This is a genomic window from Allobacillus halotolerans (genome assembly GCF_018967645.1).
Taxonomy (GTDB): domain Bacteria; phylum Bacillota; class Bacilli; order Bacillales; family Alkalibacillaceae; genus Allobacillus; species Allobacillus halotolerans.
Map to the genome: position 1 here is coordinate 14,933 of NZ_JAHLZF010000007.1, position 17,253 is coordinate 32,185.

Below are 17,253 nucleotides of genomic sequence, written 5' to 3' on the forward strand. Positions count from 1 at the left end.
CCCAATCAGATCCCAGTGGAACCAATCTGGATGATGTAGGTATATGCGCCCAACCTCAGGAAATATGGGCCTATCCTGGCGTGTTATGCCCTCGTTTTCTACATATATGCGACCCAGGCGTCACCGCCGACGCTCCTCGCCTGACACCAACTAAGTGTTAGATGAGACAAAAAACACGCAAGCTCCTTATTTGTTATCCTTGTTTTATACCACAAAAACAAAAAAAGAAAGGAACTGCGTGCATATGCATCATAAGATGACCTTACCAGGATTGAAAATCTTTCGCGTGACTGAAACACGAGAAGAGAATGGCTATTATCACATCCATGTCTAACTTGTAAAAATTAACTCAAAAGGTTCATGATTATTGCTGGCAAAAAATCAAACATAATCGGGTATTTAACTGTTCTAATGTCTCTGTTCCGGATTAAATTTTATCAAAGCAATCTTGCTGCGAATGACATTAGCATTCTGTACATATAATCCTCTAAACCAGATTCATCTCGACACTATTTTTTGAATAAAAAGAAGGCGCCAAGACCGATCAACAAGAAGGGCCAAAATTGTTCAATTTGCATAAAGAGGTAGTCAACCCAACCAAACCATTTCGGTAGCGTGATGGAAGAAATGCCGATTAGTGAAATGATTACCAATATAAGGCCAATCATAACCCCTTGATTTGTTTTGTGTGCGCGGAGTAAGAATGAAAAACCAACAATCAACGTATACATACCCCAGTGATCAATCCAATTATGCCAATGGTGTAAGGCATGAAAATGGATGCCGAGACCAGTAAGAATACCTCCCGGCAAAATGGATTCCGGTTGTTTATTTAAATATCCTTGTGCTAAAAAAGCCATTCCCAAAATGATTAAAATGGTAGGCCATGTATCAAAACGGGAAAGAATTGGTATAGAATACTGTTGTAAAACAAAAAATAGTCCAAATCCGATTAATAAGACTCCGATAAATGTTTTGGATTGTTTCAAAAAACCACTCCCTAAACGGTTTTCTTGCTGTAACTCATCGGTTATGATAGGCTACTATATGGAATTAAAATCATTCTAATATAATATAAGTTTCATAATTCGTTCAAAGTAGTTAGCAAGTGAGCGATACTTTGTTTGTTATACTGAATTCATAGATGATTGTACGATAAATGAGGGGTGAAAGAAAGATGCATTTTATTGTATTGAGCGTCAACTACCGAACAGCCCCGGTTGAAATCCGTGAAAAACTGGCTTTTTCAGATGAACATTTAAGTGAAACAATGCTCGAGTTAAACCAAGAAAAGAGTATTCTTGAGAACGTAATTGTTTCCACCTGTAATCGAACAGAGTTATACGTCGTAGCGGATCAATTACACACAGGGCGTTATTATGTAAAACGGTTCTTAGCTAACCAATTCTCATTAGAACTCGATTATGTTAAAAAATATATTGAAATTAAAGAAGAGACCGATGCAGTACGTCATTTGATGAAGGTGACAGCAGGACTCGATTCGATGGTCTTAGGAGAAACACAAATTCTCGGGCAAGTTCGAAAAGCTTTTCAGGTTGCTCAAGAAGTTGAGTCTTCAGGTTTGATCTTCAATCAACTATTCAAACAAGCAGTTACGGTAGCGAAGCGAGCTCATCGCGAAACAGCGATCGGTGAAAATGCTGTTTCCATTAGTTACGCCGCAGTAGAATTAGGAAAACAAATTTTTAGTGACCTAAAAGAACAGCATGTTGCCATATTAGGTGCAGGAAAAATGGGCGAGCTCGCAGTAAAGAATCTACATGGTTCTGGGATTCAACAAATTACCGTTATTAATAGAACTTATGAAAAGGCGAAAGAAGTCGCTGATAAGTTTGAAGGCTTTTCTAAGTCTATGGACGAACTTGATGATGTCCTGCAAGAAGCGGATATTCTTATTACATCCGCATCGACGGATTCCTTTATTATTACGCGAGAACAGTTAGCACCATTAGTTAGTCGTCGAAATGGAAAGCCATTATTCTTAATAGACATTTCCGTACCACGAAACATCGATCCATCTGTAAATGATTTGGACGGTGTGATTGTTTATGACATCGACGATCTTCGAGGAGTCATTAATAAAAACCTGGAAGAGAGACAGAGAGCTGCGAATGCAATTGAACAAATGATTGATACAGAGTTGGATGAATTCAACGAATGGATTCAAACACTAGGCGTCGTTCCGGTGATTTCAGCATTGCGCAATAAAGCTCTTTCCATTCAGGAGACGACCATGGCATCTATTGAACGGAAGATGCCTGACTTAACCGATCGAGAAAGAAAAGTATTGAATAAGCATACGAAAAGTATCATCAATCAAATGTTGAAAGAGCCTATTCTTCAAGCGAAAGAAATGGCTGGCGACGAAGAAGCCGAAGAGATGCTGAAATTATTTGTTAAGATCTTCGGGATCGAAGAAGAGGTCCAAGAAGAATTGGAATTCCAAAATAATAAACATCATAGTCATAAAACAGTTAGTCAATCCCTACCGATTGCTGGCTTGATCAAAGCAATTCAATAAATCTAATGATATGTTTAGCGAATATAGACTAACGATGACAAAACAACCAGGAGGCAGTCTTAGTCTTCTGGTTGTTTTATCTATGCAAGCGTAAAGAATGCCAAGAGAACAAACATGGGATTATCTTTTACAAATAGATATAACTTTATTACTATTAATGATAGATAGTAATTCTAGGAGGAGTTTGACATGCGAAATATTGTCGTTGGTACAAGAAGAAGTAATCTAGCCCTCACTCAAACGGAATGGGTTATTAATGAATTGAAGAAAAAGACAAATGACTATACATTCGAAGTAAAGAAGATTGTGACTACAGGAGACCGTATTCAAAGCGTAACGCTTTCTAAAGTCGGTGGAAAAGGTCTTTTCGTAAAAGAAATCGAAAAAGCAATGTACGACCATGAGATTGATTTGGCTGTACATAGTATGAAAGATATTCCATCTGAGATGCCAGAAGGTTTGACGATTGGATGTATTCCTGAGCGTGAAGACCACCGGGATGCGTATATTGCAAAAGACCATGTGAAGCTAGATGACCTACCAGAAGGGGCAATTATCGGAACGAGTAGTTTACGACGAGGTGCACAATTACTTGCCTATCGACCTGACTTAGAAATTAAGTGGATTAGAGGGAACATTGAAACACGCCTCCGTAAGTTGGAAGAAGAAGATTACGATGCCATTCTGTTGGCTGCGGCTGGACTGAAACGCGTCGGCTGGGACCCTAGCATTGTCACTGAATTTTTAGAATCAGATGTCTGCTTACCGGCTATTGGTCAAGGTGCCCTAGCGTTAGAATGTCGTGAAGATGACACTGAACTACTTGAACTGATCCAGCAAATTAATGACGAATATACTGAAAAAACAGTGAAGGCAGAACGTAAGCTACTCAATATGCTGGAAGGTAGTTGCCAGGTTCCAATTGCAGGATATGCAACGCTTGAAGACGATGAAATTGAGATCCGTGGGTTAGTCGCTTCCTCTGATGGCAAAACGGTCATTCAATCAACAAGAAGAGCGAAAGATCCAATTGAAGCAGGTCGACTAGTTGCTGAAGACTTAATCGAGCAAGGTGCTGAGAAATTAGTTGCGGAAGCAAAAGCGGAAATGGATGAATCCTAATGAGTGCAACACCCAGAGAAGTACGGGTTTTTCTATCCAGACACTCCTCACAGGCAGAAAAATTCACCGAACCGTTGAAAGATGCACCGTGTGATGTTTCCTGTGTACCTGTGATTGAAACGGAGATCTGGAAGAGAGAAGAAAATGTACAGTTTTTAAAGCGTTTCAATGAATTTGATTGGCTTTTCTTTACGAGCGCAAAAGGTGTCCGGTTTTTTTATGAAACAATCGCCTGGTTAGGTTATGACATGATCGATTTGTCTAATAAAAAAATAGCTGCAGTCGGTACAGGTACTGCAGCTGAAATTGAAAAAAAAGGCCTAACTGTTCACTTCATACCGAGTACATTCGATGCTGAACATATGGGAGAAGAATTTCTCGAAATTGACAGACCTAAAAATGTATTATTAATAAAAGGGGAATTGTCGAAAACAACGATTGATGAAAAGTTTGAACGGCAACAACTTTCTTTTGAGAATATGTATGTTTATCGAACGGTGATCAATTTCTCAGCACAGGAGCAATTAAACCAGCTATATAAAGAGCGGCCGTTTGATTACTATGTTTTCACTTCACCATCATCTATTCATGCCTTTTTTACATTATTAGATCAGACGCCAGGAGAAATATACGAAAAGCCATGTTTTTGCATCGGTGCAACTACCCAAGAAGAGGCACTTCAGACAGGTTTTACAAAAACGTATGTACCAGAAGAGTATACACTTCACGGGTTGGCCGACCGTGTGAAGCAAGTGCTTGAGGAGGAATTAAAATGAGTAATACATTTGACCGGCATAGACGGCTAAGAAGAACACCCGCTATGCGTGATTTAGTAAGAGAGACACAATTGCATAAAGAAGATCTTATTTATCCGTTGTTTGTTTTGGAAGAGAACGGACAACGAAATGAAGTATCATCCATGCCAGGAGTGTATCAAGTTTCACTGGATCGGTTAGCAGAAGAATTGAAAGAGATTAACGCGCTAGGAATCCAAGCTGTGCTTTTGTTTGGCATACCCAAAGAGAAGGATGAAGTTGGTTCACAGGCATATGACAGTGAAGGGATCATCCAGCAAGCAACCCGTTTAATCAAAAAAGAATACCCTGAAATGCTCGTCGTTGCGGATACTTGCTTGTGTGAATATACTTCACATGGACATTGCGGTGTCATTCACGATGAATATGTCGACAATGATGCCTCTCTACCATTACATGTACAGACTGCTGTATCTCAAGCTGAAGCAGGTGCTGACATTATTGCCCCGTCAAACATGATGGATGGTTTCGTTAAAGAAATTCGGAAAGGATTAGACGAAGCAGGATTTGAAAACATTCCGATTATGTCTTATGCAGTAAAATATGCTTCTGCTTTTTACGGTCCGTTTCGCGATGCGGCCGATAGTACACCACAATTCGGCGATCGGAAAACGTATCAAATGGACCCGGCTAACCGCATTGAAGCATTGCGTGAAGCAGATTCGGATGTTGAGGAAGGGGCAGATTTTCTCATCGTCAAACCGGCACTTAGTTACCTTGACATTGTCAGAGAGGTAAGAGATCGGTATACATTGCCTGTTGTAGCTTATAATGTGAGTGGTGAATATTCATTGATCAAAGCAGCGGCACAAAATGGCTGGGTCGACGAAAAAGCCATTGTTATGGAAAAGATAACTTCCATGAAGCGGGCAGGTGCTGATTTGATTATCACTTATTTTGCAAAAGATGTCGCAAAATGGTTAAGTGAATCCTAAGGAGGTCTTTCAATATGAATCGTTATGAAAAATCCCAGAAATTATTTGAAGAAGCAAAAGATTTATTACCAGGGGGAGTCAACTCTCCGGTTCGTTCGTTCAAATCAGTCGATATGACACCTATTTATACGGAAAAAGGTAAGGGTTCGCGCATATTTGATGTGGATGGTAATGAGTATATTGATTATGTGCTCAGTTGGGGACCTTTAATTGTTGGACACGCTCACGATGCGGTTGTCTCCAAGTTAAAAGAAGTGATGGAAAAAGGAACGAGTTTCGGTACAAACGTCGAGTATGAAAATGAACTGGCGAAGATTGTGATCGATCGTGTACCTTCTATCGAAAAAGTCCGGATGGTTAACTCGGGTACAGAAGCTACAATGAGTGCACTTCGTTTAGCTCGGGGATATACAGGAAGAGATAAAATTTTAAAATTCGAAGGGAACTACCACGGTCACGGTGACTCGCTTTTAATCAAGGCTGGTTCCGGCGTCGCGACGTTAGGATTGCCGGATAGTCCCGGAGTACCTAAGTCAATTGCTCAAAATACCATTACTGTTCCATATAACGATATGGAAAGTGTGCGCTATGTTTTTGAACAATACGGCGATGAATTAGCAGCAGTCATTGTTGAACCGGTCTCTGGAAATATGGGTGTTGTACCACCAGTTAATGATTTCTTACAAAACTTACGCAAAATTACCGAAGATCACGGAACATTACTCATTTTTGATGAGGTCATGACAGGTTTCCGTGTTGGTTATAACTGTGCGCAAGGTCATTTCGGTGTCACACCAGATTTAACATGTCTCGGAAAAGTTATTGGTGGCGGACTTCCTGTAGGTGCCTACGGCGGTAAAAAAGAAATTATGCAACGAATCGCTCCAGAAGGCGATATTTATCAAGCAGGCACATTATCCGGTAACCCACTTGCTATGGCAGCAGGTATTGCAACCTTAAATCAATTGACAGAAGAGTCATATGATGCGATTAATGAAAAAGCCGACCGCCTTGTTGAAGGACTTCAGGAAGCGGCTAAAGAATATGGTGTTCCATTACAAGTAAACCGTGCAGGCTCTATGCTTGGCTTCTTCTTTACTGATGAAGAAGTGATCAATTTCGAAAAAGCACAAACGTCTGATCTCAAATGGTTTGCTACGTATTATCGTTTAATGGCAGAGCAAGGAATTTTCCTTCCACCTTCACAGTTCGAGGGAATGTTCCTATCGACTGAACATACAATGGATGAAATTGAGCAGACCATTGAAGCTGCACGTAATGCATTTAAAAAATACAATAAGTAAGTAATGAAAGACCGAACGATTTGGATAAATCAATCGTTCGGTTTTCTTTATTTTACTGACACTTCGTAACACTTTGCCTCGACCCACAGAACATAAGAAGACAACTGCGACCATAATAAAGTTTTCTATGGCTCGAGATGTGTGTTTGTTGATCCATTATGAAATTATATGACATTGGTGTCTGACAATTAATAGGCTAGCTCCAATTTGGCAGATCCAACATCAACAGTCATCAGCCGCACTTCAGCAGTGAGGATCGAAACATCAGCAGTCATCAGCCAGACTTCAGCAGTGAAGAGCGAAACATCAGCAGTTATCAGCCGGACTTCAGCAGTGAAGAGCGAAACTTCAGCAGTTATCAGCCGCACTTCAGCAGTGAAGAGCAAAACTTCAGCAGTTATCAGCCGGACTTCAGCAGATAAGAACAAAACTTCAGCAGTCAGACTCAACCATCAATAGTCGTCCGTTGCATTTGCATTCACTTGACTGCAAACGTCTGCATGTTTTGATTCCATCTTCGACAATGTTAATAAAACATTCCTCTTAGCATCAATTACTTTTGACCAAAAAGATCAATCAATCCCTTTTCTTAATTCTGAGCATAACTGAAAATTACTCCCGAAAGTGCTTTCTTTAATGAAGTTTTCATTTTATCGAATATGAATCATATAGATTAGAGAAAGGTTCTGTTTTCTTTGATGCGAATATCAAATCACACAGGATTTGAAAAAAGGATATAGGGAGGATGCTTATGACCAACAGTAAGGAACCATATGCATTTAAAATTTATGAAAAAATTAATTTTCGACAAGGAGAAGAGGTGGATGACCTTTACAGTATCTCAATCGATCCCGAGGTAGATGTCATCCAAGAATCGAATTATATTCAGTTAAGAGGAGTACTGATTGTTTCGGGGGATTATCAAACTATGCCAAAAAAAGAACCCCTGTACATTGTTGATGACGAAGAGGAGAATGTTGTACAGCAAGTACGAACGTTGGACAATGGATTTATGACTTTTCAGTATCCAATTCCAGTGGATATTACGGTTCCGACAGACCGTGTGCAAACGGATCATCGTGTTGAAGTAAAGGTAGATTTCTTTGATTATGAACTTCCAGAACCTCATACATTAAATATTCAATCAAGTATTCGAATCGATGGGATTTCGGAACGGGAAGCAGAAGACGTCTATCCTGAACAATCTGCACCTTCTGATTTTGAATTAAAAGAGTTCCCAACCTTTCAAGATCAACAAGAAGATTCCAACCAATCTGATGAGCAGGAAGTAAATGCGGAAGCAGAACAAACGGCAGAACAAGAAACAGCCCAGCAGGAAGAAGAGCCATTTGAAGAAGTCGCCAATACAACGGATTCTGAAGAAGAACAAAAAGGAAGAGAATTTTTCAAAAAAGATAAGTCACAAACATTTGCTGAGTTCTTCAATAAAAAGAAATCCAATGAAGATGAATTAGAAGAAAAACATGAAGAAAAAGCAGAGGCTAAGAAAACTGACACAGATTTGTACAAAAAAGAACATGCGGAATCGACTGAAGTAGATCACGAGGACACTGACTTTGATGATTATGAAGTGAGTGCGATTGATCCAGAAACAAAAGAAGAAACTGAAGTAGGTCAGAAAAAAGAAGCCAGTGGGTTAAGTTATTTATCCAAATTCTTTCGAAACGACGAGCCTACATCTTCACAATTGACAGTTCGTTTTGTTCAAAAAAATGAAACATTGGAATCGATAGCTGAATTCTATAACTTACCTTCTTCGAAACTGGAACGAGTGAACAATTTAGATGATTCTACTGCGCTTGAGGAAGGCGATGTTATTTATGTTCCGAAAACTGCAAAAAAAAGTTAAATCCATTTGGACCGAAACATAATGAAGATTCCTATAAAAATAATACACAAAAACATATCCAATGTCGTAGGTAAAAACAGTGTACGTAAAACCTGATAGCAGACGACTGGGAGAATAGAGTATTCCACAACGATAATGACTCGGCGAAACCCATGAGGGAACCGGTAGCGATGATATTTACCCACTCGGATGACCTCCTTTTGTATAGAATATGAAAAATGCGGTAACACTGTGTATTAATTCATTGATTTTGATGCATTCGTTGTTTATAATAATGATAATCGAATAAACGTAAATGCCGTAGGAGAAGAGTACAGGTTGAACACCGACAGAGAGGGAAACAATTGCTGAAAGTTTCCTCGGATTGAAAACTTGGAAGGTCGCTCTGAATTGGCAGCTTCTTTGAAATGATAGTAGAAGAAGACGGGAAAACCGTTAACAGGTGAGATGCACAGTGTAATTATGCTGTGAACAAAGGTGGTACCGCGAAATTTAAATCTTTTCGTCCTTTTTATAAGGATGGAAAGATTTTTTTATTTTCATAATATAAAAGGAGGAAATGAAATGGGTGAACAAAGAGAAACCTCAATGGCACCAAAATACCATCCGGAAGAGGTAGAGAAAGGCCGCTACCAATTTTGGATGGAAGGAAAGTTTTTTGAAGCGGAAGAAAATGATCAAAAAGAACCGTATACAATTGTCATTCCACCGCCAAACGTTACGGGAAGACTACACTTAGGTCATGCGTGGGATACGACATTGCAAGACATTTTGACACGCTATAAGCGCATGCAAGGATATGACGTTTTATGGTTGCCTGGCATGGATCACGCAGGAATAGCAACTCAAGCAAAAGTCGAAGCGAAGCTCAAAGAAGAAGGCAAAAGCAGACATGACCTTGGACGAGAAAAATTTCTTGAGCAAGCCTGGGATTGGAAAGAAGAGTATGCGAGCTTTATCCGAAGCCAATGGGAAAAACTTGGATTAGGTCTGGATTACTCAAAAGAACGATTCACACTTGATGAAGGTCTATCCAATGCTGTCAAAGAAGTTTTCGTATCCCTTTATGAACAAGGACTGATTTATCGGGGACAATATATTATTAATTGGGATCCAAGTACAAAAACAGCTTTGTCTGATATCGAAGTGATTCACCAAGAGGTCAAAGGTGCATTCTATCACATGAGATATCCACTAAAGGATGAAGATGGATTTATTGAAATCGCGACAACTCGGCCAGAGACGATGCTTGGCGATACAGCGGTCGCTGTTCATCCAGAGGACGACCGGTATAACCATCTAATTGGTAAAAAAGTAATTCTACCAATTGTTGGCCGAGAAATTGAGATTATTGGTGATGATTATGTCGATATGGAATTCGGTTCTGGGGCGGTAAAAATTACACCCGCACACGATCCGAATGACTTTGAAATTGGAAACCGTCATAACCTTGAAAGAGTCTTGGTTATGGATGAGGGTGGCCAGATGAATAAAAACGCGGGCAAGTATGAAGGCATGGATCGTTTCGAATGCCGAAAACAGCTCGTAAAAGATCTACAAGAGGAAGGTGTTCTTTTTCATATTGAAGAACATATGCACTCTGTAGGACATTCCGAACGTAGCGGAGCCGTCGTTGAACCTTATTTATCAACTCAATGGTTCGTCAAAATGGGTCCACTTGCTGAGGAAGCAATCAAATTACAACAGACTGAGGATAAAGTCAATTTTGTCCCAGAACGTTTTGAACAAACGTATCTCCATTGGATGGAAAACATCCGCGATTGGTGTATCTCGCGTCAATTATGGTGGGGACATCGAATTCCAGCTTGGTACCATAAAGAAACAGGTGAGTTATATGTCGGTCGAGAAGCTCCAAAAGATCTGGAGAATTGGGAACAAGATGACGATGTCTTGGATACATGGTTCTCCTCTGCTTTATGGCCTTTCTCAACGATGGGCTGGCCAGATGAATCCAGTGAAGATTACAACCGGTATTTCCCAACGAGTGCACTTGTGACAGGTTATGACATCATCTTTTTCTGGGTATCCCGAATGATTTTCCAATCTAAGCATTTTACGGACCGTCGACCGTTTAAAGATGTGTTGATTCATGGATTAGTTCGTGATGCAGAAGGTAGAAAAATGAGTAAATCACTAGGAAATGGTGTCGATCCGATGGATGTCATTGAAAAGTATGGTGCTGATTCATTACGCTACTTTTTATCGACAGGTTCTTCACCAGGACAGGACTTGCGTTTCCACTGGGAAAAAGTTGAGTCGACTTGGAACTTTGCCAATAAAATTTGGAATGCTTCAAGATTCGTTATTATGAATTTAGAAGATTTCGCTTATGAGGATCTTGATCTTTCGGGCGAAAAATCAGTTGCCGACAAATGGATCTTGACTCGATTGAATGAGACAATCGAACAGGTAACAAGAAATATCGATAAATATGACTTTGGTGAAGCGGGAAGATATCTATATAACTTTATTTGGGACGATTTTTGTGATTGGTATATTGAGATGGCAAAACTTCCGTTGTATGGTGAGGATGAAGAACAAAAACGAACAACAAAATCTGTCCTCATTCATACATTGGATTCAATCATGAAATTACTTCATCCATTTATGCCATTCATCACAGAAGAAATTTGGCAACACATTCCACACAAAGGAAAATCCATTACCGTAGCAGCATGGCCACAAGTGAATGAAGCTTACACTGACCAAGAAAGCGCCAAACGGATGGAACGACTTGTTGCAATCATCCGTGCTGTACGGAATATTCGGGCAGAGGTCAATACGCCGATGTCGAAAGAGATTCGTATTTTAGTTAAAGCGAGTGACGAATCAATTGTGAATGAGTTGGAAGATAATCGTCATTATTTAGAAAAATTCTGTAATCCTGAAGACTTACAGATTAGTACAGACATTCAAGCACCAGAACAGTCCAAGACAGCAGTCGTCAGTGGTGCTGAGTTATTCTTCCCTCTTGAAGGTTTGGTGAACTTAGAAGAAGAATTAAGTCGATTACAAAAAGAACTTAACAAATGGCAATCTGAAGTAGAATTGGTTCAGAAAAAATTATCAAATGAAAAATTCGTTCAAAAAGCCCCTGAAAAACTTGTGCAACAAGAAAGGGATAAAGAAAAAGATTACTTGGAAAAACGCAAGCTCGTCGAAGAACGTATTCAAGAACTCGAAAAACTCAAATAATTTTTGTTATAACATAAACTGTCTGACACAATGTAGGCAGTTTATGTTATTTTAAATACATAAAAATAAAAGGATGAATAATGTGAATGGAAATGAAGCAATTGAATGGATTCATCAACAATTAAAATTTGGTATTAAACCAGGTTTGGATCGAGTTCAACAGTTATTAGAATACTTAGGACATCCTGAAAAGGGATTGAAGCTTATTCACATAGGAGGAACGAACGGAAAAGGTTCTACCGTGACTTATTTACGAAATCTACTTCAGCGTCATGGGTTTAAAACAGGAACATTTACTTCTCCTTATATTGAGCGGTTCGAGGAACGCATTTCGATTAACGGCCATCCAATTGATCCACAAAGATTAGCAAGCTATGTGGAACAGGTTAAGCCAATTTGTGAAAAAATCAGTCAAACAGAATTGGGTGCACCGACGGAATTTGAAGTCATTACGGTTATTTCATTGATGCATTTTCAAGAAGAACGTGTGGACTTTGGAATCATGGAAGTAGGACTTGGTGGTCGATTGGACTCTACGAATGTTATTACACCGATTCTTTCAATGATCACATCCATAGGTAAGGATCACACAAACATCCTCGGCAATACAATCGAAGAGATTTCTTATGAAAAAGCAGGCATCATCAAGACAGGAATACCGGTTATTACAAATGTACATCAAAAAGAAGCACTTGGTGTAATCGAGTCAAAAGCTAAGCTGCACAATGCCTCACTCTATCAATTAAATATTGATTATAATTACCAAGTAAATAATTACATTGATTGGGGAGAGTCTTTTGACTTTTTGTCTAAAGATATGTGTTTGCATAATCTCGAACTTAGCATGAAAGGGAAGCATCAAATCGAAAATGCCACACTTGCTTTATATGGACTGATTTTAATAAGTAAAAAAGAAAAGTTTAAGCTACTCGATGAGGAAATAAGAAAAGGGCTTCTTCAATCCCAATGGCCAGGACGTCTAGAGGTCATCCGTGATCAGCCAAAAATCATATTAGATGGCGCACATAATGTAGAAGCAATGACTCAATTGGTTACCGCGATTAAGAGCCAATGGGAATCGAATCGGGTCACCGTTTTACTGTCTGTCGTAAAAAATAAACCAATCGACCAAATGCTAGATATCCTTGAACAAAACTTTCAAAAAATTTACTTAACGCCGTTTGACTTTTCAACAAGCTATGAGTACAATGAACTATATAAAAATTTCCAGAAAACTCACACATATGTCCAGGAAGACTGGGAAACTGTTATTGATCAGTTTATTGAAAAGGATTCAACCGAAAACATTCTTATCGTTACAGGATCGCTTTACTTTGTATCTCAAGTGAGAGCTTATGTCTTACAACATAAATAGGGAGAAGGGAAGGCTCCATGACAAAGAAAAAACAGCTTTTAATATGGCTTATATGGTTGGTTGTTTTTCCAACTTCCATTTTTTATGTCTATACCACATTTGAGCCATCTTATACCGGGGAATGGGCCGACCTAGTTTCGTTCGCCTTAATTATGTGTGCGGTTTCCTATTTCCCTATACAAATCGGACAGATTTCAATCTTTGTGGCTAACGGAATCAGTTTTGCTGCATTTCTTTATTTTGGATTATTCGCTGAGATTATTTTAACGCAGCTGGCTTTATTAACATTAATCTATAAACTCCGGATCAGCAAAGATGAAATATTTCGGATTGCCAGCAATTCATTAATGATGTTAATTACATCGATTGGCTCAGCGGCTGTCTATTATTGGCTCGGTGGCGAACATGGAGTTCTTCAATTAAATACGTCCACTGAAAGTATTGCATTAGTCGGTTATATTGCAACTGGGTTGATTTTAAATCAAATTGTATTAGTTATTTTAAATGTATTTTTTTACGACGAACGTCTCATGAAAATAGGAAAGTCTTTATTCGCCGATGTTTTTCTCACATTAATTGTCTTTCCATTAGGTTTAGTACTTTATTTACTCTATATCGATCTGAAAATTGCAGCAATCTATTTCGTAGGAATCCCATTTATCCTTCTATCAATCGCTATTAGCCTTTATTATAATGGGCGTCGAGTGAATCACTATTTACGTAAAACAAGTGATATCGGTCAAGAATTATCAAGAAGATTAAATGTTAAAAATGTGTTAGATACGTTTGTTGAAGAGGTTTGTAAATTAATTCCAGCAAGTTTCATTTATATCTACGATGTTTCAAATGCTAGTCAAACATTGACTTTAATTCGCTTTGTAAAGGATCGGCAAACGGTTAAACATCCGGAAGAGGTATTGTCGACAAACAGTGGATTGCTTGGGAAAATTTATGCTCAAAGAAAAGCAGTATTGTTCAATACTCGTGCTCCATTAGATCAGTATACTGAAAACAGTTTGCCAAGCGATGTGCAAAGTGTTTTAGGCATCCCTATTATTCGGAGTGAAAAAGTCGTTGGTGTGTTGGTCATTGGTGATCGAAGCAGGCGTGCTTATCAGGACTATCACTTAATGCTTATGAGAATTCTAGCAAATTTCTTATCCATCGCAATGGAGAATGCTAGACACTATGAACAAGAAAGAAGGAAAAGTTTCCATGACCAATTGACGAATTTATACAATTATCGTTATTTGACGGATCATATTGAGCAGTATGCGCTTGATTTACAAGCGAAAGAGATTGATGAAAATCTTTCCATTATCATTATCGATTTAGATTCGTTTAAATCTGTGAATGATACATATGGCCATGAAGCGGGAAATGAAGTGTTAGTCGAGCTTGCCAGGAGATTGGAAGATTTCATCAGTGACAGAGGAATTGTTTCCAGGTATGGAGGAGAAGAATTCACCATTTTAGTCAAAGGGATGAATCACGAGGAAATTCGTGAATTGGCTGAAGAGGTTCGTAACCTGATTTCTTCCGAGCCTTTTGTATTGATGAAAAACATTGAGGATGGGCAGCCGGTAGCCATACCGATCACAGCAAGTTTAGGCATTGCTACTTATCCAGACCATTGTGAATCACCGAACGAGTTAATTCGCCAGGCGGATCGGGCGATGTATGTAGGTGCAAAACGAAGCGGAAAAAACAAAGTTGCATCAATTGTATAAAAAGCTAATGAACGGAGTGAAAAATCCGTATGATGAGTAAGGAAGTCAGTCATCATACGGATTTTTTTATGAGGTCAAAATAGCTCTAAAATATTTGTTAGGATAAGTACGCAACTTAACGTAAGATTCGCTGACTGCCGTAGTCGGAGATATCGTCCAAAAAGGACACGCATTACCTTCCGTGCTCGAGAGGCGCTATCAACAACGGAAGCGCGAGAAATTGTAATCCTTCCGTACTCGAGAGACGCTATCAACGACGGAAGCGCGAGAAATCGGGAGCCTTCCGTACTCGAGAGACACTCTCAACAACGGAAGCGCAAGAAATCGGGTTCCTTCCGTGCTCGAGAGGCACTCTCAACGACGGAAGCGCGAGAAATCGGGTGTTTTCCGTACTCGAGAGACACTCTCAACAACGGAAGCGCGAGAAATTGTAATCCTTCCGTACTCGAGAGACGCTGTCAACAACGGAAGCGTGAGAAATCGGGTGCTTTGCTTTTTTTGTTGTCTAAAAAGAGAACCAGAAGGCGAAACAATCATGAACCAAAAGACAATGATAATTATGTCGAAAATCTTTGCTTTTCAACAGACAAAATTCCACTTATTTTTTCATAGGCTTGTGCTAGGATGAGAATCACTAGAAACAAAGGTGGTAGAGAGCATGGAAGAAGAAAGAAAAGTAAGAGTGGCCATTACTAAATCTGACGACTACGATGACCAACAAAAAAAGCATGATCTTGAACATTTTCTCACCCCAAAACAAAAGAAAAGGCCCACTTTTCAGAAGATAGAACTTACGAAGTGGTTAAAACCGATCCTATTTGCTATTGTACTTGGACTTGTATTTGGGGCGGGTTTAATGTATTTCTTCTCGGATTATACAGCTGATGACCCAACAGGATCAGAGGGACAACCTGTTTCGAACGTAACAAACGACGACGAGTCAAATGACGCGGAAGGCAAATCGAATTTCGCTATTGGCGAACAACAATTCCAACTCATTCAATATGGAATATTTTCTTCGACGGACAATGCTGAGGAGCATGTGACTTCCATTCAGCAAACTTATGATGTTCCGGCGATTTATGTAGAAAACGAAGGTCAATATTTTGTTGTTGGTGGTTATATAACATCAAGTGAACAAGAGTCACAGTCAATCGAGTGGCTTGAAAATAGGGGGCTTGTTCGATTAGAAGATTTCTTAGTGAAGAATTGGCAATTACCGGCTGTTAAGATGCAAGTCTCTGAAAATGATCAATCCTGGTTAGAAGCGGGAGAAGCATTGATCGATAATTTTTCAAAAGGAGATTTCCAACAGTGGGTACAAGAAATGCCTGGTAGATTTGAGAGTAACCCATATGCAGCCCGATTAACTCAGTTAATCAATGAGTCCGGTGATCGTTTTATGGATGAAAAAACAATGCAGCTAAGTTTAGCATTCTTTTTAGCAGAACTCTCTTAATGAAGTTATCTTCTTTATTTAGTATAGATTGAGTCAAAAGACAATAACAAATTGATGTTTTCCAGTGCGTTCGTTGCTTTTTCGCTTTTTGTCTTTTAATAAGGCACCAGATACAATAAAGAAGCGTAATCTTGAAAGGAGCGAATGTTTTGGAAACCGAATCGTTATTAATTAAGGATGTACCAAAGGATGACCGACCTCGAGAGCGTCTGATGAAGGCTGGGCCAGAAGCGTTGTCTAATCAGGAGTTAATGGCAATACTAATTGGTAGTGGGACACGGGGAAATTCAGCCCTGTCACTTGCTATTCGTGTATTAAAACATTTTGAAGGGATTTATTTATTGAAGGATGCAACGATTAATGAATTAACCTCCATAAAGGGAATAGGAGAAGCGAAAGCGATTAATTTATTGGCTGCCTTAGAATTCGGGCGAAGAATTCATAACTTCAGAGTGACTGATCGGTATGTCATTCGGAGTCCAGAAGATGGAGCCAATTATATTATGGACGAGCTGAGACACCTAAAACAGGAACACTTCGTTTGCTTATATTTGGATACTAAGAACACCGTCATACACAGACAAACGATCTTTATCGGAAGCTTGAATGCTTCGATTGTTCATCCACGTGAAGTTTTTCGGGAAGCGGTTCGTCGATCAGCCGCTTCAATTATCTGCGCCCATAACCACCCTTCCGGCAACCCTTCGCCATCTCAAGAAGATATTCAAGTAACCAAACGATTATGTGAAGCCGGAAAATTAGTAGGCATTGAAATCCTGGATCACCTGGTGATTGGTGACCGTAAATATGTTTCTTTGAAAGAAAAAGGATATGTCTGAGTGTTCATACTTTATAAGCTGAAATGATTATACTAAAATCATATCA

Annotated in this window: 14 protein-coding genes and 1 other annotated feature; of the genes, 11 read left to right on the forward strand and 3 right to left on the reverse strand. The window is 39.3% G+C overall.

Translation table 11 applies throughout. The features are described 5' to 3' along the window. Window positions 1-509 precede the first annotated feature (509 nt). Window positions 510-989 carry a LiaI-LiaF-like domain-containing protein gene (locus KQ486_RS06245; protein ID WP_144160627.1) on the reverse strand — a complete coding sequence of 160 codons (480 nt, stop codon included), beginning with the start codon at window positions 987-989 and terminating at the stop codon, window positions 510-512. Between the two features lie 188 nt (window positions 990-1,177). On the opposite strand from KQ486_RS06245, the gene hemA reads away from it, so the two are divergent. The 5 genes from hemA to hemL all read left to right on the forward strand — a co-directional run bounded on the left by hemA (window position 1,178) and on the right by hemL (window position 6,718). Further along, window positions 1,178-2,542 (forward strand): glutamyl-tRNA reductase, encoded by a 1,365-nt coding sequence (gene hemA / locus KQ486_RS06250; RefSeq protein WP_216687077.1) that lies wholly within the window; start codon window positions 1,178-1,180, stop codon window positions 2,540-2,542. A 189-nt stretch (window positions 2,543-2,731) separates the two neighbouring features. Continuing rightward, window positions 2,732-3,664, forward strand: coding sequence for a hydroxymethylbilane synthase (gene hemC, locus KQ486_RS06255; protein WP_144160621.1), 933 nt, complete (start codon window positions 2,732-2,734; stop codon window positions 3,662-3,664). Beyond that, the gene (locus tag KQ486_RS06260; protein WP_144160618.1) at window positions 3,664-4,440 is read left to right on the forward strand and encodes a uroporphyrinogen-III synthase; all 777 of its coding nucleotides are present in this window, start codon (window positions 3,664-3,666) and stop codon (window positions 4,438-4,440) included. The genes hemC and KQ486_RS06260 overlap by 1 nt, the downstream gene beginning before the upstream one ends. Further along, window positions 4,437-5,414: a porphobilinogen synthase gene (hemB, locus tag KQ486_RS06265; protein WP_144160615.1), complete on the forward strand. Its 978-nt coding sequence runs from the start codon at window positions 4,437-4,439 to the stop codon at window positions 5,412-5,414. Before KQ486_RS06260 ends, hemB begins: the two co-directional genes overlap by 4 nt. A 14-nt stretch (window positions 5,415-5,428) precedes the next feature. Next, complete coding sequence (hemL, locus tag KQ486_RS06270; protein ID WP_144160612.1) at window positions 5,429-6,718, forward strand: glutamate-1-semialdehyde 2,1-aminomutase; 1,290 nt, start codon at window positions 5,429-5,431, stop codon at window positions 6,716-6,718. Window positions 6,719-6,906: 188 nt separating this feature from the next. Here the strand turns inward: hemL and KQ486_RS06275 are convergent, their stop codons facing one another. Continuing rightward, entirely contained in the window at window positions 6,907-7,167 is a 261-nt protein-coding gene (locus KQ486_RS06275) for a hypothetical protein (protein WP_216687078.1), read from the reverse strand. Window positions 7,168-7,469: 302 nt separating this feature from the next. Between KQ486_RS06275 and KQ486_RS06280 the strand changes: the two genes are divergently transcribed. Next, a complete protein-coding gene (locus KQ486_RS06280; RefSeq protein WP_216687079.1) occupies window positions 7,470-8,588 on the forward strand; it encodes a LysM peptidoglycan-binding domain-containing protein in 1,119 nt (372 codons plus the stop codon). Here KQ486_RS06280 and KQ486_RS14715 read toward each other — a convergent pair. Next, window positions 8,585-8,818, reverse strand: a complete 234-nt coding sequence (locus tag KQ486_RS14715) for a YszA family small membrane protein (RefSeq protein ID WP_500646136.1) — start codon at window positions 8,816-8,818, stop codon at window positions 8,585-8,587. The two genes, KQ486_RS06280 and KQ486_RS14715, sit on opposite strands and share 4 nt — an antisense overlap. 59 nt (window positions 8,819-8,877) lie before the next feature. After that, window positions 8,878-9,101: a binding site (T-box leader), on the forward strand. 51 nt (window positions 9,102-9,152) lie between these two features. On the opposite strand from KQ486_RS14715, the gene KQ486_RS06285 reads away from it, so the two are divergent. The 5 genes from KQ486_RS06285 to radC all read left to right on the forward strand — a co-directional run bounded on the left by KQ486_RS06285 (window position 9,153) and on the right by radC (window position 17,207). Then, complete coding sequence (locus KQ486_RS06285) at window positions 9,153-11,804, forward strand: valine--tRNA ligase (RefSeq protein ID WP_216687080.1); 2,652 nt, start codon at window positions 9,153-9,155, stop codon at window positions 11,802-11,804. A gap of 82 nt (window positions 11,805-11,886) precedes the next feature. Continuing rightward, window positions 11,887-13,179 (forward strand): bifunctional folylpolyglutamate synthase/dihydrofolate synthase, encoded by a 1,293-nt coding sequence (locus KQ486_RS06290; RefSeq protein WP_216687081.1) that lies wholly within the window; start codon window positions 11,887-11,889, stop codon window positions 13,177-13,179. 17 nt (window positions 13,180-13,196) lie between these two features. Continuing rightward, window positions 13,197-14,909, forward strand: coding sequence for a sensor domain-containing diguanylate cyclase (locus KQ486_RS06295; RefSeq protein ID WP_216687082.1), 1,713 nt, complete (start codon window positions 13,197-13,199; stop codon window positions 14,907-14,909). Between the two features lie 658 nt (window positions 14,910-15,567). After that, the gene (locus KQ486_RS06300; protein WP_144160594.1) at window positions 15,568-16,368 is read left to right on the forward strand and encodes a hypothetical protein; all 801 of its coding nucleotides are present in this window, start codon (window positions 15,568-15,570) and stop codon (window positions 16,366-16,368) included. A gap of 149 nt (window positions 16,369-16,517) precedes the next feature. Next, on the forward strand, window positions 16,518-17,207 hold the full coding sequence (gene radC / locus KQ486_RS06305) for a RadC family protein (protein ID WP_144160591.1): 690 nt from the start codon (window positions 16,518-16,520) through the stop codon (window positions 17,205-17,207). Window positions 17,208-17,253 lie beyond the last annotated feature (46 nt).

Bases quoted from the DNA above. Each gene is read 5' to 3' on its own strand.
- hemA (WP_216687077.1), top strand. From the start codon at position 1,178: ATGCATTTTATTGTATTGAGCGTCAACTACCGAACAGCCCCGGTTGAA.
- hemC (WP_144160621.1), top strand. From the start codon at position 2,732: ATGCGAAATATTGTCGTTGGTACAAGAAGAAGTAATCTAGCCCTCACT.
- KQ486_RS06260 (WP_144160618.1), top strand. From the start codon at position 3,664: ATGAGTGCAACACCCAGAGAAGTACGGGTTTTTCTATCCAGACACTCC.
- hemB (WP_144160615.1), top strand. From the start codon at position 4,437: ATGAGTAATACATTTGACCGGCATAGACGGCTAAGAAGAACACCCGCT.
- hemL (WP_144160612.1), top strand. From the start codon at position 5,429: ATGAATCGTTATGAAAAATCCCAGAAATTATTTGAAGAAGCAAAAGAT.
- KQ486_RS06280 (WP_216687079.1), top strand. From the start codon at position 7,470: ATGACCAACAGTAAGGAACCATATGCATTTAAAATTTATGAAAAAATT.
- KQ486_RS06285 (WP_216687080.1), top strand. From the start codon at position 9,153: ATGGGTGAACAAAGAGAAACCTCAATGGCACCAAAATACCATCCGGAA.
- KQ486_RS06295 (WP_216687082.1), top strand. From the start codon at position 13,197: ATGACAAAGAAAAAACAGCTTTTAATATGGCTTATATGGTTGGTTGTT.
- KQ486_RS06300 (WP_144160594.1), top strand. From the start codon at position 15,568: ATGGAAGAAGAAAGAAAAGTAAGAGTGGCCATTACTAAATCTGACGAC.